Source organism: Sphingopyxis sp. BSN-002 (assembly GCF_022024275.1).
Classification (GTDB): domain Bacteria; phylum Pseudomonadota; class Alphaproteobacteria; order Sphingomonadales; family Sphingomonadaceae; genus Sphingopyxis.
The window spans coordinates 2,968,710-2,986,865 of sequence record NZ_CP091804.1 but is presented as its reverse complement, the minus strand read 5'-3'; the positions used below and the strand labels follow the sequence as shown (position 1 = coordinate 2,986,865).

The window sequence follows — 18,156 nt, the reverse complement described above, 5'->3', positions numbered from 1 at the left end:
CACTATAGATGGTGGGTAAGCCAACGGGGGGACCCCAACAAATAGTGTTTTGCCGAAAGTGGCGGATTTCCGTCGTCCATCCCATATGGACACGGGAAAACCCCTTTTGCGCGCAAAAATATGTCCCACCGGCGGGTGATTAGATGCTAAGACCGGGGCTTCGTCCCGAGTCGAACAAGACAGGAACATACGCGCCGCTGGCGCGTCTCATATCGGGGGCGATTTAGATGGATTTTCGCGAGACGGAACGGGTGGAGACGAACGACGTGGCGACGGTGGAACTGACGAAGACAGAGGCTTTGGCCACTCCCGAATCGACGGGCGAGGCGAAGGCCGATTCGTCCGCGAAGCTCAATGATTCGGGCGAGCCCAAGGTGCATGCGCGCCGATTCGATATCGCCGTCGATCGCAGCCGCGATTCGCTGCTCACCGACTTCGGCAAGGAAACGCTCGAGGACCGCTACCTCCTCCCCGGCGAATCCTATCAGGACCTGTTCGCGCGCGTCGCCGATGCCTATGCCGACGATCAGGAGCATGCGCAGCGCCTCTACGACTATATCTCGCGTCTGTGGTTCATGCCCGCGACCCCCGTTCTCTCGAACGGCGGCACCGGCCGCGGCCTGCCGATCAGCTGCTATCTGAACTCGGTCGACGACAGCCTCGAGGGCATCGTCGGCACCTGGAACGAGAATGTCTGGCTCGCGTCGCGCGGCGGCGGCATCGGCACCTATTGGGGCGCGGTGCGCGGCATCGGCGAACCCGTCGGCCTCAACGGCAAGACCAGCGGCATCATTCCCTTCGTCCGCGTGATGGACAGCCTGACCCTCGCCATCTCGCAGGGCTCGCTCCGTCGCGGTTCGGCCGCCTGCTATCTCGACATCTCGCATCCCGAGATCGAGGAATTCCTCGAGGTCCGCAAACCCTCGGGCGACTTCAACCGCAAGGCGCTGAACCTGCACCATGGTGTCCTCATCACCGACGAGTTCATGGAGGCCGTCCGCGACGGCGCCGAATTCAACCTGCGCAGCCCCAAGGACCAGAGCGTCCGCGGCACCGTCGATGCGCGCGGCCTGTTCCAGAAGCTGGTCGAGACGCGCCTCGCGACCGGCGAGCCCTACATCATCTTCATCGACCAGGTGAACCGCATGATGCCGAAGCATCACCGCGATCTGGGGCTGAAGGTCACCACCTCGAACCTCTGCAGCGAAATCACACTGCCGACCGGCCGCGACCATCTGGGTCAGGATCGCACCGCGGTCTGCTGCCTCTCGTCGCTCAACCTCGAAACCTGGGACGAATGGAACGGCGACAAGCAGTTCATCGAGGATGTCATGCGCATGCTCGATAACGTCCTGCAGGACTATATCGACCGCGCCCCGCCCGAAATGGCGCGCGCCAAGTACAGCGCCAGCCGCGAACGCTCGGTCGGCCTCGGCGTCATGGGCTTCCACAGCTTCCTCCAGGCGCGCGGCCTGCCGTTCGAGGGCGCGATGGCGAAGTCGTCGAACCTCCGCGTCTTCAAGCATATCCGCGCGCAGGTCGATCAGGCGTCGATGCTGCTCGCCAAGGAGCGCGGCCCCTGCCCCGACGCCGCCGATCAGGGCGTGATGGAGCGGTTCAGCTGCAAGATGGCGATCGCGCCGACCGCGTCGATCAGCATCATCTGCGGCGGCACCAGCGCGTGCATCGAGCCGATCCCGGCAAACATCTACACGCACAAGACGCTCTCGGGCAGCTTCTCGATCCGCAACCCGCACCTCGAGGCGCTGCTCGTCGACAAGGCGAAGAACAGCGACAATGTGTGGAACTCGATCCTCGAACGCGGCGGCAGCGTCCAGCACCTCGACTTCCTGACGCAGGACGAGAAGGACTGCTACAAGACCAGCTTCGAGATCGACCAGCGCTGGCTGCTCGAACTCGCCGCCGACCGTACGCCCTACATCGACCAGGCGGCCTCGCTGAACCTGTTCATCCCCGCCGATGTCGAGAAATGGGATCTGCTCATGCTCCACTATCGCGCGTGGGAACTCGGCATCAAATCGCTCTATTATCTCCGCTCGAAATCGGTGCAGCGCGCCGGCTTCGCGGGCGGGGTCGAGGCCGACAACACCGCCGAGGCGCCGAAATACGAACTCAGCGCCGAAAGCACCGACTACGACGAATGTCTGGCCTGCCAATAAAGGCTTCGATCAAAGTGGTACTTTGATCGAGTTGGAGAACGATCATGGGTATATTCGGCATCAACAATCCTAACGCTCTTGCGGATATTCTGTCTGCCTACGGTAGCAAAGACAGCCGCAAGAAAATGGCTTGGGATCGGTGCCGGACTCCCGGCATTCTTCAGATAATGGCCGCCGGCGGTGGTAATCTCAAAGTCGACGACTTCGGCAATGTCATTCGCTGGGAAAATTACGGCCAGACAGACTCTGAATATGGCTGGGAAGTTGATCACATCCAGCCATCCGCTCTCGGCGGGCAGAATCACTTTGGCAATCTGCGTGCATTGCATTGGCGGGCCAATCGAAGCCTCGGTGGCTTCCTTGGGAACGCGCTAAACAACAACCCTTTTGCAACTAGGTAATCACAACATGCCTCTTCTCGAAGCCCGCAAGACCTACAAGCCCTTCGAATATCCGTGGGCGTTCGATTTCTGGAAGCGCCAGCAGCAGATCCACTGGGTGCCCGAGGAAGTGCCGCTGGGCGAGGATTGCCGCGACTGGGCGCAGAAGATCAGCGACCATGAACGCAACCTGCTGACGCAGATTTTCCGCTTCTTCACGCAGGCCGATATCGAGGTGCAGGATTGCTACCACGAAAAATACGGCCGCGTGTTCAAGCCGACCGAGATCAAGATGATGCTGACCGCGTTCAGCAACATGGAGACGGTGCATATCGCGGCGTACAGCCATCTGCTCGACACGATCGGCATGCCCGAGAGCGAATATGGCATGTTCCTCGAATATGACGAGATGCGCGCCAAGCACGACTATATGGGCACCTTCGGCGTCGACAATGACGAGGATATCGCCCGCACGCTCGCGATGTTCGGCGGCTTCACCGAAGGCCTCCAGCTCTTCGCCAGCTTTGCGATGCTGATGAACTTCCCGCGCTTCAACAAGATGAAGGGCATGGGCCAGATCGTCAGCTGGTCGATCCGCGACGAAAGCCTCCACTGCGAAGGCATCATCAAGCTGTTCCACACCTTTACCAAGGAACGCGACTGCCTGACCAAGGCGGTGAAGGAAGACATCATCGACACCTGCCAGAAGACGGTGCGGCTCGAGGATGCGTTCATCGACCTCGCGTTCGAACAGGGCCCCGTCCCCGGCATGACGCCCAAGGAGATCAAGCGCTACATCCGCTACATCGCCGACTGGCGCCTCGGGCAGCTCGGCTTCGCGCCGATCTACATGATCGAGGAGCACCCGCTCCCCTGGCTCGCCCCGCTGCTCAACGGCGTCGAGCATGCCAACTTCTTCGAAACGCGCGCGACCGAATACAGCAAGGGCGCGACGCGCGGCGACTGGAACACCGTGTGGACCAGCTTCGACAGCCGCAAGAAAGCGAAGACCAGCGACGACAGCGCGCCGGTCAACGACGCCGAAGCCGACGGCGAAGACATGTTCGCCAAAGCCGGCATCGCCGCGGAGTAAGACACCACCAAAACCCCTCCCGCCTGCGGGAGGGGCAGCAAGACTTGGGAGCTATGCTCCCTAGTCGCCGCGGGGAGGGCCAGCGACGCCGAAACCACGGCACAACGCATCAGACTCAAAGGCCCCCGAAATGACCGACAAGAAAAAACTGAAACTGCTGATCCTCAGCCAGCCCCAGCGCGCCACGCTGGAGGGCCTCTCCAACCGCCGCCCGCAAATGCCGAGCGACCCCGTCCGCGACGAACTCGTCGCGCTGGGTCTGGTCGTGCAGCAAGGCGCGAAATGGGCGCTGACCCCGACGGGCAAGAAGGTGCTGGCGGCGGGCTCGAACCGGCGAAACTCGGGCGGGTTTTCGGTATAACGCGCAACTTGGAGCCTCAATTTACCGCAATCTATGCACATTCTATCTATGATTATGAGAACATAATAGGAACATAAAAGTTGCCTTGGCAACTCGTGCTTGCAATGGATGCGAGCCCTGATAATCAGGGATCATGGATTCAGAGGCCCTACGCCTGTTGCAAATGCGCCGCGTCGAATTGATGAATGAGATTATCAGCATTCGTCTCTCGATTGAGGATCAACTGCGCCCACTTGAAGCTGAGGTTGATCAGATAGAGCGCGGAATTGCGGCCATGACCGGCGGGAAGATTGCTCCGACAGGAGCCGTCGCCAGCAAGTCTGCCGTTGCTCATTTTGCCCGCAAGAACAATCCGAACTATCAAGCAATGACAATCAAACAACTGGTTGTAGTTGCATTGAAAGAACATTTAGTGTCCGGGGCAACTGCCAACCAGATGCTCGATTTCTTTGGACATCATTGGGGGCGCGATAACATCTCGCGAACCAGCCTCAGCCCTCAATTGTCGAGATTGAAAGGCGAGGGGATCATCCAGCTACGAGGCAAGGTCTGGCATCTTGTCTCGAAAGAGAATGGGGCACCCAAAGGTGCCCCAGAAATGAGAGAGGCTGCAACCTCTCTAATCGAGAACCAAGAAGATGAGCTTCCTCTTGGTTGAACCTTGCCCTGACAGGCGCCGATCCGGGGGCGGTTCAGTCCTCCGGAAACAGATACCAGACCATACGATGGTCCGGCGTCATCGGATGGTCACCTCTATGTGACCTTACGACCGGCCCCCTTCCATAAGGGGCACGGAACAGCGGCATGGCTCCTTCCAAAAGGGCCATGCCGTTGTGCATTTATGCTATGAGAAATTTATCAGATCGTCAAGAATCCTACATAAAAGCGATTAAAAATGATTTATTAAGCAATTTTGCCAATCAGCTGCCGCAATTGAACTTTTAGGGCAGTACAAGTCCTCCTTGGCGGCTTGGGTCGCGGATCAAATCCGGGGTGACGAAGAGGAGCCATCCCCTCGCGCCGTCTTCACAGCTCCAAGGATCGCCTGACGGAGATCCCAGACAGGCCCGGCCAGATGGAAGCTATCGGTCAGATACTCCTGTCGCCCCTCCTTGGTAATGATCCGGACAGAGCGTTTCCCGAGCGGCCGATCGATCAGCACGACATCGTCGATGTCATCCAGCCGCCATGACTTGCCGCCACCCTGAAAAAGATGCGTCCCGTCATGGCGGAGATAATCGTTCCGCCGGCGCCAAAGCGTGAAGAAATAGTAAGAGCCGAACAGCGAGAGGCCGATCATCATCGGCCCCATGAACCGGCCGAATACATGATAGAACATCGAATCCGAAAACCCTTCGCCGGACAGTTCGAGCCAAAGTGAATAACCGCCGATACCAAGCGCCGCGGCCATCCAAAGCACGAGCAACCACCCGCGCAGCCGTCCCAATATCACGATGTCCTGTTCCGCTTGCGCCATCGATGAACGATAGCAGTCAGGCGATTTTGCGCCAGCCCCGGCGACTGCCCAATCTCAATTCACCGTAACCCCACCCGGCACCCCGCGCATGCCCGTTGCCGCGAACAGCACCCCGCCGCGCACCGCTTGCGGAGAGCCTTCGAGCAAGGGCAGCGGCACCAGCGCGCGCGTGACCTCGCTGTCGTCGTCGACGACCAGCCGCAGCGTCGGCAGGCCGAGCGCGCCGCGATCGGTCACCACGTCGCGGATCGCCGCCAGCGGCCACGACAGCGTGCTGCCGCGGTACAGCCGCACCCCGTCGTGGAACACATAGCTCTCGCGCTGGCGCCACAGCCGCCAGCAGGTCCGGAAGGCGAAGGCCGCGGCGATCATCAGCGCCGTCGCGACCGCATCGCCGAACAGCAGCGACCGGATCATCTCCCCCGCCCCGTCGCGGCGCACGGGCCACACCTGCCCCCATGCGAGCGCGGCAAACGCCAGCGCCGCGATCAATTGCCCCGCAAGCAGCGGCTTCGCTTTCAGCCGCGCGACGACGATGATTTGCCGGTCCCGATAGTGCATCGCCCGCACAGATAGGGATGCCGTGCACGCGGCGCCAGCACCGCCTTGCAAAACCGGCAGCCCGCTGTATTGCGATGACAACACAGTAAGGAGAATCCCTGATGCCCCTCACGCTCCTCTTCGCCGCCGCGCTCGGCGCCGCGACGCCCGCAGCCCCCGCGCCGATGCCCACCGGCGACGCGCTCACTGCCGCGATCGCCGACAAGGACGCCCGCCTGTTCTGGGCGGTGTTCGAGGGGTGTGATGCCAGGGCGCTCCCCGATCTCCTCGTCCCCGACTTCCGCATGATCCACGACAAGGGCGGCCTCGCCGAGGCGAGCCGCGACGCGATGGTCGCCGACGTCGCGAAGACCTGCGCACGCCGTCAGCCCGGCGGCGACATGGCGGGCTATAAAAACCGCCGCCTGCTCGTCCCCGGATCGCGGACGGTCCGCGCGATGGGCGACTGGGGCGCGCTTGAGGAAGCCGCGCATGTCTTCTTCGAATGGAATGCGAAGGAGAGCCGCTGGGACATGGTCGGCGGCGCGCGCTACATGCATCTGTGGCAATGGATCCCCGCCGAGCACCGCTTCCGCCTGTCGCAAAGCTACAGCTACGATCACGACGGCGCCGCGCCCTATCCGCCCGCGCCGGCACCCTGAAACGGCGGCCGAGGGAACTTTCGGCGTCGGCAGAGGTAGTTAGGGGCAGGCCGATCCGGCCCGACCACGGAGTCGATGCCATAGAACCGCGTACCCTGACCGCCTATGCGCTCATCCTGCTGCTGATTGCCGCGGCGACCGCGCTTGTCCTCTACCTGCGCCACAACACGCGCCACCGCCGGAATCAGCGGCTGCGCGACCGCCAGCGGGCGCGCCGCGAGGAACGCCGGATCGAGCGCGCCGAAACGCTCCCCTGACCCGCCGCTAACCGGCGATCAGCGCCGCGATCGTCGCGGTGTCGGCATATTCATGCATCGCCGTGACCCGTCCGGCGTCGTCGAACTCCCAGCGCGAGAAGAGCTGCAGCGTGCGCGGCGCATCGCGGCCGTTCGAGAAGTTCGCACGCCACAGCACCGCGGCGCGATGGCCCTCGACGATCGTATCGACGCGGCGGATGTCCGCGGCCTCGAGCAGGTCGGCGAGCCGCTCGATCGCGGCATGCGCGTCGCCCGGCCCGGTCGGATAGCGCGTCATCAGCTCCTCGGCGCCCTCCATCGCATAGGTCGCGCCCTCGGCCCAGATCGCGTTCATCACCTCGACATCGCCCGCCGCGCGCGCCGCAAAGGCGCGGTCGATGGTGGCGATCATATCCTCGCGTGTCGGCATCGTCCCTTTCCCCTCCCAAGGAATGTGCACGCGCACCTATAGCCGATTTCCGGCGGCGGCGGGAGTCGGCGCTCCGCCGTTATGGAGGGGACGGACCGCCCCTCCCGTGCGGCGAACCCGCTTCAACCCGCCCGTCGAAATACCATCTTGGCCGGGAAAGGAGAAAGCCGATGCAGGCCGTAACCGAGGGCGACCGCCGCAAGGAGCTCGCCGCGCTTCTGGAGCAGATCCGGGCGCACCCCGAACGCGACTGGAGCGCCACCCGCGCACGGATCGCGACGCTCAACAAGCTGATCGCCCCGCCCCGGGCCGCACTGAAGCCGCACTGAGGCGGCTCGTCGCGCCCGCTGGGCGCCCCGTCGCCCGCCGCGCAACATTCGCCGCGCGCGCCGGTTTCTCCCGCTCAAGGGGCGGCCGCTCCCGGCTGCCCGAACGACAGGAGCATATCATGCGCAAGGCATTCACTCTCGTCGCGGCGGGCGCCGCGATCCTTGCAGCCCCTGCAATCGCGCAGGTCGGCGGCGTTGTCGGCGGCACCGTCGATACGACCGCGCAGGTCGGCACCGGCACCGTCGGCAACACCGCGACCGGCATCACAGGGCAGGTCGGCAACACGGTCGACCGCGTCGATGCCACGGTGAACAGGAAGCTCGACGCGACGAATCTGACCCTCGCGACGCGCGATCAGGTGCGCGCGGGCGCACAGGTCACCGACGGAACCGGCAACAGCGTCGGCACCGTCCAGAGCATCGACGGCGACAATGCGATCGTCGTCGGAGGCGGCAAGCTCTACAATATTCCGCTGGCCTCGCTTTACAGCCAGGCCGAGGGCGTGACTGCCACGCTGGTCACCAAGCTGCCGCGCGCGGACATCAAGGCGCGCGTGCAGGGCGAGGCAAAGGCCGAAACCCGCTAGTCGCCCCCAGTAGTCGCCCCGGATCGAACCGCCCGCCCTTCGTGGGTCGCGAAGGCGGGCGCCGGGATGGAGCCGGGGCAACCCGGCTCCATTATCCTTTCCCGCAAAAGGAAATGGCCCGCGCCTCCCGACATGAAGCCGGGAGGGCGGGCCAGTTTCAGTGCCGCGGTGCCGGATCGCCCCGCGGCCATCTGATTGTCCGGATTATTCGGCTTCCTCGAACAGGTCGACCGCGTTCGCGGCGTTCGCCGACAGGCGCACCGTGTCGCCCTCGACCGCGGCGACCAGCCCGGCGGGGAGATAATGATGCTTGCCGTCGCCGCTATCGGCCTTGGTCAGCTTGATGCGCTCGCCGTCGAGATGATCGACGGTACCGATATGGACGCCGTCGGCGCCGATGACGTTCATATGTTCCTTGATCGCGCTGTGGTCGTGCTCGGCCATGATGGTCTCCTTTTCGCTTCGGGGATGGAAGCGCTGCCGATCATACGCGTAACGGGCGAGTCGGCTCCATATACCAAGGTAGGATGCCCGAAAGCCGCGCCGGCTTTCCAAGCGGCTGTTGCGACGCTAGCCTTGCGTCATGCGCATTCTCCCCTCGCTCGCCGCGTTGACGCTTCTCGCCCTGCCGCTTCCCGCCCTCGCCTGCTCGCCGGTCGCCGGTTACCGCATTCCGACCAATCTCGAACTGGTCGGTCAGGCGGACATGATCGTGCTCGCGACCGTCACCGGCGGAACCCCGGTCGAGACGGGTGCGGAGTCGATGCGCATCGACATCCGGCCCGACGCGGTTCTGAAGGGCGATCCCGCCGCCGCGCCGACGTCGCTCGCCATCGCGCTCGCGACCGATCGCTATGCCTTGCCCAGCAATCCCTACGATCTTGCCGAGGCGCATCCGCTCGCCTTCATCGGCGGTTGCTATCGCTACATGGTCCCCAAAGGATCACGCGTGCTGTTCCTGCTGCGCGGCACGGAGGAACACTGGATTCCGGCGGGCGGACCGTTCAGCCGCTGGGCCGAGGATGTCCTGACCGACGACGCTCCGTGGCTCGACGCCGTGAAATTCTATATCGACGTGCAAAAGCTTCCCGAACCCGACCGCAAGGCCGCGCTCGAAAAGCGCCGCGATGAACTGCATGCAAAGCAGGGCGACTTCGTTGCGCAGCTTCTTGCCGAAGACATCGACCGTCAACTCGCGGGCCCGAACCGGCCGCTCCGCGAAGAGCTGCCGCCGGCGCCCGAGGATTGACACCAGGGCCGGCGATACCCTTCCCAGCGCCGTGCCAGCCCCTCGTCGACCAGCGCGTCGCCCACGCTCGCGCCGCCGCGCGTCACGATCCGGAGCTTGCGATCATATTGGTCGGTGTCGCGACCGGCCGGCTCCAGTGTGAAGGCGCCCTCGTTCAACCAGTCGCGGAGGCGCCGCGTCGCCGCCCCTCCCAGCGCGCCCTCCGCGGCACAGCGCGCGGGGTGCGTTTCGGGGGTGTCGATATCGGCGATGCGATATTTTTCGCCCCCGAACCGGAAGGTATCGCCATCGACGACGCAGTTGCGCCCGCCGCCGCTGCGGCAAAATCCGAAGCGGGCGGACAGCGTATCGGTCGCGGGCGACGGCGCGGCTTCGCCGAGCAGCATAGTCTCGGTGATCGCAGCGGGCGGACTCGCGCCTGTCTGCAGCGCCGCGAAGGTCCCCGCGAGACCGCCCGCCGCAGCGAGCGCGAGCCGCAGGGCAAACCGGCCGCGCCGACGATGCGGAATTTGATACGGGCGGCGCCGTCGCCGGATTGATTGAAGGGAAGCCCGCGTCATCGTGCCACCCTAGGGCGCGATCATGGGTAAAATCCCGATCCGGCCGATCCGCTGTGGCGGCTAGTGTGCGCCGACGCATCCGCTGCGGCGCCGTTTTTGACCGATATCAAGGAGCGCGCGCGATCGGGGCTCCAGAAGCAGGCATCACCCTGAAAGGAGAGCCCCGATGCACAACCCGCTTATGCAGACCCCCGTGCTGATCTTCGCCCTGATGACCGCCAGCTTCATGCTCACGCTCGGGCCGATCGCGCTCGCCGACGTGCTGCGCGCAAAGCGATAGGCGTCAGGGCGCGCCGCGCGGCTCGTCGTCCTCGATGCCGTCCTCGCCCAGCTCGCCGTCCTCGTCGTCGTCGCTGCGCTCGCCGCGATAGGCGTCCATGTCGATCCGGCCCGACCGCTCCATCTGGCGCATATGGTCGACCAGATCCTCGCTGTCGTCATCCTCGTACCGCGCCTTCGCCTTGCGGCTTTCGCCCAGCGGGCGTTCGCGCCGCGCCGCCTCGGCCACGCTCTGCGCCTGCGCCTCTTCGTCCTCCTGCTCGCGGTTGATCGCCTCGGGAGGCAGATTGTCGGTGTTGCGGCTATTGTCGGCCATGAGCGGGCTCCTTCGAGGGACAGGGCAAATACGCGCCGGGCACCGCCGCCGTTCCGTCAGGCTGCGGCGGCCAGCACCTTGTTCTCGATCACGCGGATGAACACCTCGGGATCCTGCGCACCGGGGATCAGCATCCGGCCGCCCAGGATGAAGGCGGGAACGCCGGTGACATTGTTGTCGGCCCAATAGGCCTCCTCGGTCCGAACCATCTCGCCGAACTCGTCGCCCGCAAGGATCGCTGCCGCGCGCGCCGCGTCGAGCCCGACCGACGCCGCGATCTCGACCAGCGTCGCGCGATCGCTGACATCGCGATTGTCCGTGAAATGCGCCGTGAACAACGCGAGCTTCAGCGCGGTCTGCACGCCCGTCGCTTCGGCCTGTTCGGGCTCCTCAAGCGCGCCCGCCCAGGTCAGCAGACGGTGCGCATCGAAGCTGTTGCGCATCCGGAAACCCGGCCCGCGGTTGAAGGCGAAGCCCAGGTCGCCGGCGACCCCCGCCATCTTGCCGCTGTTCGCGCGGCTCTGCTCGGCGCTGATGCCATATTTGCGCATCACATGCGCCGCCGCATCCTCGCCCTCGGGCGGCATGTCGGGATTGAGCTCGAAGGGATGCCACTGGACGCGAAAGGCCAGCCGCCCCTCGAAATGCGCCATGACCTTCCGGAATTTCAGCCAGCCGATGATGCACCAGGGGCACATTACGTCGGAGACGATATCGACCGAAAGGCGCGGCACCTCGTTCACGGCAATCCTCCTGCCGGCGCGGCGAGCGCCTTGTCTTCGATCAGTCCGCCGGCGGCGTGCGGCGATCCTTCCCCGATCGGCGATCGGCCTGACGCCGTTCGGGACCGTCATAACCGGGATCGTCGGCCACCCGCCGGTCCCCTGCGCGCCGATCTGCCGGTCTGCGCGGTTTCTCCACTGACATACGCTTCTCCCCTCCACCACAAAGGAAAACAGAAGCGACCCGCCGTCAGTTACTCACAATCCTGTCGAAAAGACAAGGCGGCGGCTTCGGGGTGGAAAGACGCCATAGGATTGGTAGGTCTATAGCCCGAGGAGACCCCACACGATGAGCGCCAAGAAAACGCGAATAATGTATATCGAAGACAAATCGGCAGGCCTCAATGGGCCAGCAAGGATCGGCCGGGTGACTTATTCAAAAACTGGCCAGTCGATCTATTACGGAGGTCGCACCTTTCAGAGACTGGGTGGCGATGGCTTTAAGGCCAACTATTTTGACGCCGACACAGGCGATCACTTTTGGATCTCCGGCCCCCGAAAAGATGGCCAAGACCGGCTATATCCATCCAGCTCTATGCCGGTGGAAATCGACTCCGACGTTCACGATGAATATTGGAGTGACATTCGAGGACGAGCCGGCGCGCAATGACCGCAACCGGTCGTTTCCGGACCTTCGTCATCCCGGGCTTGACCCGGGATCCGCCTTTCTTTTGCGCAACGTTGAAAGACAAGGCGGACCCCGGATCAAGTCCGGGGTGACGATGAAGGATGAGCCTGCTTTCGGTCGCCAACCGACATCAGATCCTTGCGGTCAATGCACGGTATCGGGCGATACCTCTGCCACCGCGGCAGGCCGCGACAGCACCCACCAGCTTCCCGCCATCAGCGCGACCGACAGCGCCTCGATGATCATCGCTTGCACGATCCCCGAATTGACCGGATCGCCGCTCGCCACGCCCAGCAGCCGAGCCGCCAGCGCGGTGCCGTAGAGCGCGGCGGGAACGAGCAGCGCGCGCAGCCAGCCCGGCACCAGCGCGCCGATCGCCGCGGCACCCGAAGCGACGAGAAAGAAGGAAGACAGGTCGGCACGGATCGTGTTGGTCGCGGGCCCGTCGACGATGATGCCGAAAGTCTCGGTATAGCTTGCCGGATCGATCAGCCCGCGGGCCCCGACGATCAGAAAGAAAAGCGCCCACAACAGGACGGCGCCGCGCAAGACCCAGTTGACCATTTCTCTTCTCCCTCTGTTGCCGGCAGGCTGCGGCATCGTCGGGAAAAGTGCAATCTATTCCGCGGCGAACGTCTCTTCGATCCAGCCGCCGCCAAGCACGCGGCTTTCGTCCGCCGCATCATAGAGCACCGCGGCCTGTCCCGGCGCGACGCCATATTCGGGCGCCGCGAAGACCAGCCGGTCGCCCGCGACATGCGCCGGCACCGGCTTCGCCATGCTGCGCACCTTCGCGAGCACGGCGCGGCCGTCGACATCGGCCAGCCAGTTCGCCTCGCCCAGCCGAGCACCCGACACCGCGAGCGCGCGCCGCGGCCCGACGATCACTTCCTTCTTCTCCGCATCGAGGCGGACCACATAGAGGGGCTCGGCCTGTCCGCCGATCTCGATCCCGCGGCGCTGGCCGACGGTATAGTGGATCAGCCCCTTGTGCGCGCCGAGTACCGTCCCGTCGACATGGACGATCGCGCCCTGATCGTCGGCCTCGGGGCGCAGCTTTTTGACCAGCGTCGCATAGTCGCCGTCGGGGACGAAGCAGATGTCTTGGCTGTCGGGCTTGGCCGCGACGCCAAGGCCGAGGTCGCGCGCGATTTCGCGCACCACGCTCTTCTCGAGTCCGCCAAGCGGGAAGCGCAGAAAGTCGAGCTGCTCCTGCGTCGTGGCGAACAGGAAATAGCTCTGGTCGCGCGCCGGATCGACCGCGCGGTGCAGCTCGGCGCCCTGCGGCCCCATGACACGCCGAACATAGTGTCCGGTCGCCAGACAATCGGCGCCCAGATCCTTCGCCAGCTGGAACAGGTCGGTGAACTTAACACCCATGTTGCAGCGCACGCAGGGGATCGGCGTGCGGCCCGCGAGATACTCGTCGGCGAACTGGTCGATCACCGTGTCGCGAAAGCGGCTCTCATGGTCGTGGACGTGGTGCGCGAAGCCCAGCCGGTCGGCGACCGCCCGCGCGTCCCTGATATCCTGCCCCGCGCAGCACGCACCGACGCGCTTCGCCTTGGCGCCATGATCATAGAGCTGCAGCGTCACGCCGATCACCTCGGCGCCCGACCGCGCGGCGAGCGCGGCGACGACGCTCGAGTCGACTCCGCCCGACATCGCGACGACGATTCGGCGGTCCTTCATCGGTCCGCTTAACTGAAAGTCGGCCCGGGCGAGCCCGGCGGGAGAGGAAATCGTCTCGATCATGGTGCGCGCCATCTAGGGATGCATGGCCCGAAATGCCAGCTTTTCCGCGCCGGGCGTCAAGATATTGACGCGGATTAAGCTTCGCTAACAGGTGCTGAAACAGGCATTTACGGGACCTTAGGCCCTGCGGGCTATACCGGCAGCATGAACGCCGACCCGTCAAATATTCCGCAGCTTTCCGGTGCGGCCAGCCTGTCGAGCCCCGGCTTCGACATCCTGCTGGCGGTGTCGGCGGCACGCCAGTCGGCCTTGCCGACGGTGCGGATGCTGAAGGCGCAGGCGACTCGCGAGATGCATGCGGCGCGCGTTAACGCGCTCAGCCATTTGCTTGCCGCGGCACCCGCCGCGACGGAACAAAGGGCGGTGCGGCCCGTTCGCTTCTTCGACCTGTCCGATGAAGCCAACGATCTGCCCGAAACTATGAAGAGCCTGTTTACCAGAGGGTTTCAGCCGATGTTGAACTCCGCTGATGTAGAGCCCTGGAGGTCGGTCCAACCGATCCCCCACGACGAAGACAATATGGAATGAACATGATCGAGAATCAGAAAATCCGGCCTGCTCAGGTTATCGGCCCGCTCGGCGAACCGCTGACGCTCGACTCGCTGCCGCCGCCGAACACCACCCGCTGGGTCGTTCGTCGCAAGGCAGAGGTCGTCGCCGCGGTCAACGGCGGCCTGCTGACGGTCGACGAGGTCTGCGAACGCTATGGCCTGACGCTCGAGGAGTTCGCCGGCTGGCAGCGGTCGATCGACCGCAGCGGCATGCCGGGCCTGCGCGTCACGCGCATCCAGCACTACCGCGACCTCTACGAGCGCCAGCAGCGCTTCTGACGAGGACGCACCCCGACGGGTCATGAAGAGGGCGCCTGCGGGCGCCCTCTTTTTTGTACGGTTTCAGCCGTTTGTCCGCGTGCGTGCAACTTTGCCGTTCACCCGGCGTTAAGCCCCCGAGTCAACTTTGGAGAGAACTCGATATGCGCAAGACGATCATCGCCCTCACCGCCGCTTCGGCCCTCGCGCTCGGCGCCTGCCAGAGCAAGCCGGCCGATCAGGTCGAGGACCAGGCCGAAGCCAAGGCCGACGTTATCGACGCCCAGGCCGACGCGATGCCCGAAGGCCCGGCCAAGGAAGCGACCGAAGAAAAGGCCGATGCCGTCGAAGCCGCCGGCGAGGCCAAGGCCGACGCGATCGACAAGGGCACCACCCCGCCGCCCGCCGACGCGACGACCGCACCCGCGGATCCCGCAAAGAAATAAGCCTGTCCCGAAAGGACAGCAAAAAGGGCGCCGGGCTCGGTCCGGCGCCCTTTTTCGTGCGCGCGGTTAATTTTCACATTTTGTGATCCATGTCACGGCGACGTCATGGCGCCACCGCTAGAGCATCGGGCGTGGGGACGCGAAGCTCAGGCTGCGACCTTACGCCCTCCCGCCGCGGGTAGCGACCCCTCGCGGCGGGAGGGACTATCTCACGCCCCCAGCTGCCCGAAAACATCCTGCACCCCGCGCGCGTCGCCGTCCGCGCGCAGCGCCGCGATCGCCTTTGCGACGTCGATGCAATATTCGGCGACCCCCGCGCTCTCGCCCTTCCATGTCCCGCCGAGCGCATGGACCAGCGCCACCGCGGCGCGATTTTCGGACAATGTATGGACGTCGAGCCCGGTGATCCCCTCGGCAAGGCAGTCGACGAGCAGCGCCGCGGTCATCATCCGCGCGAGGCCCTTGCCGTGAAACGCGTCGAGCACCGCGACCGAATATTCGCCGACCCGGCTCTCCGCCCCCGCTCCGCCGCGGTTCCGCACCGCGTGCACCGCCCCGATCGCGGGCCAGCCGGGACATTCGCTGCAGATCGCGCCCCACGCGATATGATCGTGCCCGTCGACGTCGACCAGCCGCTCGATCACCGCGTCGGGCAGTTGGGGCGCGGGAGAGAAGAAGCGCAGATAGCGCGATTCGGCCGACAGCTTCGCGATCCCGTCGCGCAGCAGCGGTTCGTCGTCGGGATGGATCGTGCGCAGGCACACCTGCGTCCCGTCGCTGAGTTCGCTGTGCACGACGATGCCGTCGAGCGGTCTGGCGCAGGCTTTTGCCACGGACGCTCCCCTGTCGCTGCGGAGCCGCAAGGCTAATATGCCGCCGCCGCGCCCGCAACAGCCGGCGCGTCTTCATTTTTCGGGAACCAATTTATAACTTATGTGTAAATGTGGGAAATGTTGAAAGTCGCGGGGATCTGGAAGGGATAAACCGGGGCTTGAAAACAATCACATAGGTCGCCCCCCATTGCGTAACGTTCCCCTGTCTCCCGCTACTCCCGGCGCCACCCCGCTGGATATCCTGCCGCACGACGATGCCATGCTGTCCACCGCCGAGAGCTTCGGCGAGCGTCTCGCGCGCCTGCGCAAGGCGGCGGGCTTCACGCAGGGCGATCTCGCCGAACAGCTCGGGGTCAGCATGACCTCGGTCTGCTATTGGGAGCAGGACCGTTCGCGCCCCAAACACGCGCGGATCAAGGCGCTGGCCGACGCGCTCGACGTCGACGAGGCCGAACTCCTCGCTCCGGCCCGCGCCCCCTCGGCCCCGCACGACTTCCAGCACCTCGTCGCCCGCGCCCGCACCGAAATCGCCCACGCCGCCGGCATCGAGCCCGCAAAGGTCAAGATCGTCATCGAGATCTGAGCGGGGCGCCGGCTCCCCGACGCTCTCAATTTGCCGCTTCGCCCCCCGACGTGAACCCCGGCGAAAGCCGGGGCCCATCTCCCAACATGTTACTGGGCCCCGGCTTTCGCCGGGGTTCACACAGCAACCCGATTTTCCGCTTTCCTACAATGTTCCAATATGGTTCGTGAATGAAATTTCACAAACCAAGGAGCATTGCGATGAAGCAGGAAATCCTCCCGCCTCTCCCCGCCGACCCCGAAGCGATTGACGAAAGCGCGATCGACGACCTCCCAGAAGAGCTCGACTTCACGCCCGTCGAACAGCTCACCAAACGCTGGTCGGGCGTCACCGCGCAGAAACAGCGCATCTTCATCGCCCAGCTCGCCGCGACCGGCGCGGTCAGCATGGCGGCGAAGGCGATCGGCCACAGCACGTCCGCGCTCTACCAGCTCCGCAAGCGCGCGGGCGCCGAAAGCTTCGCCGCCGCATGGGACCGCGCGGTCGAGGCGGGCGCGCGCCGCGTCGCCGACCTGCTGATGGAATATGCCATCTATGGCGTGCCCGAGACGATTTCGAAGCGCGGGCAGGTCATCCTCGAGCGCCGTCGCCCGAACATCCGCGCGATGCAGCATATCGCCGCCAGCCGCTTTCCCGAGAATTTCGGCAGCATCGCCCCCGTCGACGGCCGCCCCGCCAGCGCGGTCCCGCACGCGGTCCGCCGCCTGCGCGAGAAATGGCGCGCCGAGTGGGAGGCCGAGCGACAGGCCGAAATGCTCGACCATGCCCGGCGCGCCAGCCGGCAGGAGACCGACCTCGACGACCGCCTCCGCATCATCCGCACCGGATATCAGCGCAGGATTTCGCACGACCCGGTCAAGCGCGCCGCATGGGACATGCTCACCGGCCCCGGCACCGACTGGGACGCGGTGCGCCGCGAGGACGCCTATGCCCATCCGCAGAAGCATGAATGGAACATGTTCCACCCCGACATGATCGTCTCGCTGTCGGCCGGCGCGGGCAATATCGACTGGGAGGCGGAGGAAGGCGGCGACCTGTCGCACCCGACCCCGCCCCCCGCCGATTACCTCCCCTGGCCGAAGGGTGGCGACGAGGACGAAATCTGGTTCGGCCAGTATGACGGGAATATCGTCGAGGGCGAGGCGGGCGAGACCGACCCCGACAGCGACCGGGTCACCCGCGGCGACATGCGCATGGCCGCCCACGCGTTGCACGATTGCGCCGAGGCCTGGCAAGCCGCGCGCCGGCCGGTGCTCCAGCTTCCCCACGACTTCCTCGCCGACAAGAGCCTCAGCGGCGGCGCCACCGGCCGCGACCGCGACAGCGCCCGCCGCCGCATCGAACGCGCGATCGCCGAGCTCGAACGCGAATGGAACGCCGCCTACAGCGAGGAAAGCTGGGCCGCGTGGCAGGCGGGACGGGCGACGGCGGCGAAGACCGACGCCGCCAACGCCGCCGAAGCCGACGACACGAACCAGCCGCAGCCGGAGGGAGAAGCATGAGCCTTACGGCGCAATCCACGAAATCCAAAACCGTGAACCCCGGCGAAAGCCGGGGCCCATGGCAGCCCAGCGCCACTCATCTGGGCCCCGGCTTTCGCCGGGGTTCACCAACTATCGCGCTCCATCCCACGGCGGCTGC

At 65.0% G+C, this 18,156-nt stretch carries 25 protein-coding genes; 15 read left to right on the top strand and 10 right to left on the bottom strand.

All coding sequences use genetic code 11. The features are described 5' to 3' along the window. Positions 1-227 precede the first annotated feature (227 nt). From L7H23_RS14855 to L7H23_RS14835, 5 genes are all read left to right on the top strand, one after another. Positions 228-2,180: a ribonucleoside-diphosphate reductase subunit alpha gene (locus L7H23_RS14855; protein WP_237836644.1), complete on the top strand. Its 1,953-nt coding sequence runs from the start codon at positions 228-230 to the stop codon at positions 2,178-2,180. Positions 2,181-2,224: 44 nt separating this feature from the next. After that, a complete protein-coding gene (locus tag L7H23_RS14850; RefSeq protein ID WP_237836643.1) occupies positions 2,225-2,581 on the top strand; it encodes an HNH endonuclease signature motif containing protein in 357 nt (118 codons plus the stop codon). Between the two features lie 7 nt (positions 2,582-2,588). Then, the gene (locus L7H23_RS14845; protein ID WP_237836642.1) at positions 2,589-3,653 is read left to right on the top strand and encodes a ribonucleotide-diphosphate reductase subunit beta; all 1,065 of its coding nucleotides are present in this window, start codon (positions 2,589-2,591) and stop codon (positions 3,651-3,653) included. Positions 3,654-3,783: 130 nt separating this feature from the next. Then, entirely contained in the window at positions 3,784-4,014 is a 231-nt protein-coding gene (locus L7H23_RS14840; RefSeq protein ID WP_237836641.1) for a hypothetical protein, read from the top strand. Positions 4,015-4,147: 133 nt separating this feature from the next. After that, positions 4,148-4,672, top strand: coding sequence for a hypothetical protein (locus L7H23_RS14835; RefSeq protein WP_237836640.1), 525 nt, complete (start codon positions 4,148-4,150; stop codon positions 4,670-4,672). A 324-nt stretch (positions 4,673-4,996) separates the two neighbouring features. Here the strand turns inward: L7H23_RS14835 and L7H23_RS14830 are convergent, their stop codons facing one another. After that, positions 4,997-5,491, bottom strand: coding sequence for a hypothetical protein (locus tag L7H23_RS14830; RefSeq protein ID WP_237836639.1), 495 nt, complete (start codon positions 5,489-5,491; stop codon positions 4,997-4,999). A 54-nt stretch (positions 5,492-5,545) separates the two neighbouring features. Next, the gene (locus L7H23_RS14825) at positions 5,546-6,052 is read right to left on the bottom strand and encodes a hypothetical protein (protein ID WP_237836638.1); all 507 of its coding nucleotides are present in this window, start codon (positions 6,050-6,052) and stop codon (positions 5,546-5,548) included. Positions 6,053-6,153: 101 nt separating this feature from the next. Here L7H23_RS14825 and L7H23_RS14820 point away from each other — a divergent pair, with 101 nt between their 5' ends. Continuing rightward, positions 6,154-6,693 carry a DUF4440 domain-containing protein gene (locus L7H23_RS14820; RefSeq protein ID WP_237836637.1) on the top strand — a complete coding sequence of 180 codons (540 nt, stop codon included), beginning with the start codon at positions 6,154-6,156 and terminating at the stop codon, positions 6,691-6,693. Positions 6,694-6,957: 264 nt separating this feature from the next. Here L7H23_RS14820 and L7H23_RS14815 read toward each other — a convergent pair whose 3' ends face one another. After that, entirely contained in the window at positions 6,958-7,359 is a 402-nt protein-coding gene (locus tag L7H23_RS14815) for a nuclear transport factor 2 family protein (protein ID WP_237836636.1), read from the bottom strand. Positions 7,360-7,529: 170 nt separating this feature from the next. Between L7H23_RS14815 and L7H23_RS14810 the strand changes: the two genes are divergently transcribed. Both L7H23_RS14810 and L7H23_RS14805 read left to right on the top strand, forming a co-directional pair. Next, positions 7,530-7,688 (top strand): hypothetical protein, encoded by a 159-nt coding sequence (locus L7H23_RS14810; RefSeq protein WP_237836635.1) that lies wholly within the window; start codon positions 7,530-7,532, stop codon positions 7,686-7,688. 119 nt (positions 7,689-7,807) lie between these two features. Continuing rightward, positions 7,808-8,275, top strand: coding sequence for a hypothetical protein (locus L7H23_RS14805; protein WP_237836634.1), 468 nt, complete (start codon positions 7,808-7,810; stop codon positions 8,273-8,275). Positions 8,276-8,479: 204 nt separating this feature from the next. Here the strand turns inward: L7H23_RS14805 and L7H23_RS14800 are convergent, their stop codons facing one another. Then, positions 8,480-8,719: a DUF2171 domain-containing protein gene (locus tag L7H23_RS14800; RefSeq protein ID WP_237836633.1), complete on the bottom strand. Its 240-nt coding sequence runs from the start codon at positions 8,717-8,719 to the stop codon at positions 8,480-8,482. Between the two features lie 139 nt (positions 8,720-8,858). Here L7H23_RS14800 and L7H23_RS14795 point away from each other — a divergent pair, with 139 nt between their 5' ends. Then, positions 8,859-9,524, top strand: a complete 666-nt coding sequence (locus L7H23_RS14795; protein ID WP_237836632.1) for a hypothetical protein — start codon at positions 8,859-8,861, stop codon at positions 9,522-9,524. Here L7H23_RS14795 and L7H23_RS14790 read toward each other — a convergent pair. The 3 genes from L7H23_RS14790 to L7H23_RS14780 all read right to left on the bottom strand — a co-directional run bounded on the left by L7H23_RS14790 (position 9,464) and on the right by L7H23_RS14780 (position 11,422). Further along, complete coding sequence (locus L7H23_RS14790) at positions 9,464-10,084, bottom strand: thermonuclease family protein (RefSeq protein WP_237836631.1); 621 nt, start codon at positions 10,082-10,084, stop codon at positions 9,464-9,466. The two genes, L7H23_RS14795 and L7H23_RS14790, sit on opposite strands and share 61 nt — an antisense overlap. Before the next feature lie 283 nt (positions 10,085-10,367). Continuing rightward, a complete protein-coding gene (locus L7H23_RS14785) occupies positions 10,368-10,679 on the bottom strand; it encodes a hypothetical protein (RefSeq protein ID WP_237836630.1) in 312 nt (103 codons plus the stop codon). A 56-nt stretch (positions 10,680-10,735) separates the two neighbouring features. Continuing rightward, positions 10,736-11,422 carry a DsbA family oxidoreductase gene (locus tag L7H23_RS14780; protein WP_237836629.1) on the bottom strand — a complete coding sequence of 229 codons (687 nt, stop codon included), beginning with the start codon at positions 11,420-11,422 and terminating at the stop codon, positions 10,736-10,738. Between the two features lie 328 nt (positions 11,423-11,750). Between L7H23_RS14780 and L7H23_RS14775 the strand changes: the two genes are divergently transcribed. Then, a complete protein-coding gene (locus L7H23_RS14775; protein ID WP_237836628.1) occupies positions 11,751-12,071 on the top strand; it encodes a 1-deoxy-D-xylulose-5-phosphate synthase in 321 nt (106 codons plus the stop codon). Between the two features lie 162 nt (positions 12,072-12,233). Here the strand turns inward: L7H23_RS14775 and L7H23_RS14770 are convergent, their stop codons facing one another. Together L7H23_RS14770 and mnmA are read right to left on the bottom strand one after the other, a co-directional pair. Continuing rightward, entirely contained in the window at positions 12,234-12,653 is a 420-nt protein-coding gene (locus L7H23_RS14770) for a hypothetical protein (RefSeq protein WP_237836627.1), read from the bottom strand. A 54-nt stretch (positions 12,654-12,707) separates the two neighbouring features. Then, a complete protein-coding gene (gene mnmA, locus L7H23_RS14765; protein ID WP_237836626.1) occupies positions 12,708-13,856 on the bottom strand; it encodes a tRNA 2-thiouridine(34) synthase MnmA in 1,149 nt (382 codons plus the stop codon). A gap of 132 nt (positions 13,857-13,988) precedes the next feature. On the opposite strand from mnmA, the gene L7H23_RS14760 reads away from it, so the two are divergent. The 3 genes from L7H23_RS14760 to L7H23_RS14750 all read left to right on the top strand — a co-directional run bounded on the left by L7H23_RS14760 (position 13,989) and on the right by L7H23_RS14750 (position 15,099). Further along, on the top strand, positions 13,989-14,372 hold the full coding sequence (locus L7H23_RS14760; protein WP_237836625.1) for a hypothetical protein: 384 nt from the start codon (positions 13,989-13,991) through the stop codon (positions 14,370-14,372). 2 nt (positions 14,373-14,374) lie between these two features. Continuing rightward, positions 14,375-14,674 (top strand): DUF1153 domain-containing protein, encoded by a 300-nt coding sequence (locus tag L7H23_RS14755; RefSeq protein WP_237836624.1) that lies wholly within the window; start codon positions 14,375-14,377, stop codon positions 14,672-14,674. A 143-nt stretch (positions 14,675-14,817) separates the two neighbouring features. Beyond that, positions 14,818-15,099, top strand: a complete 282-nt coding sequence (locus L7H23_RS14750; RefSeq protein WP_237836623.1) for a hypothetical protein — start codon at positions 14,818-14,820, stop codon at positions 15,097-15,099. Between the two features lie 209 nt (positions 15,100-15,308). On the opposite strand, the gene L7H23_RS14745 is transcribed toward L7H23_RS14750, so the two are convergent. Then, entirely contained in the window at positions 15,309-15,932 is a 624-nt protein-coding gene (locus L7H23_RS14745; protein WP_237836622.1) for a GNAT family N-acetyltransferase, read from the bottom strand. Positions 15,933-16,119: 187 nt separating this feature from the next. Between L7H23_RS14745 and L7H23_RS14740 the strand changes: the two genes are divergently transcribed. Both L7H23_RS14740 and L7H23_RS14735 read left to right on the top strand, forming a co-directional pair. Then, complete coding sequence (locus L7H23_RS14740) at positions 16,120-16,515, top strand: helix-turn-helix transcriptional regulator (protein ID WP_237836621.1); 396 nt, start codon at positions 16,120-16,122, stop codon at positions 16,513-16,515. 200 nt (positions 16,516-16,715) lie between these two features. After that, on the top strand, positions 16,716-18,017 hold the full coding sequence (locus L7H23_RS14735) for a hypothetical protein (RefSeq protein ID WP_237836620.1): 1,302 nt from the start codon (positions 16,716-16,718) through the stop codon (positions 18,015-18,017). The last annotated feature ends 139 nt before the right edge of the window (positions 18,018-18,156 follow it).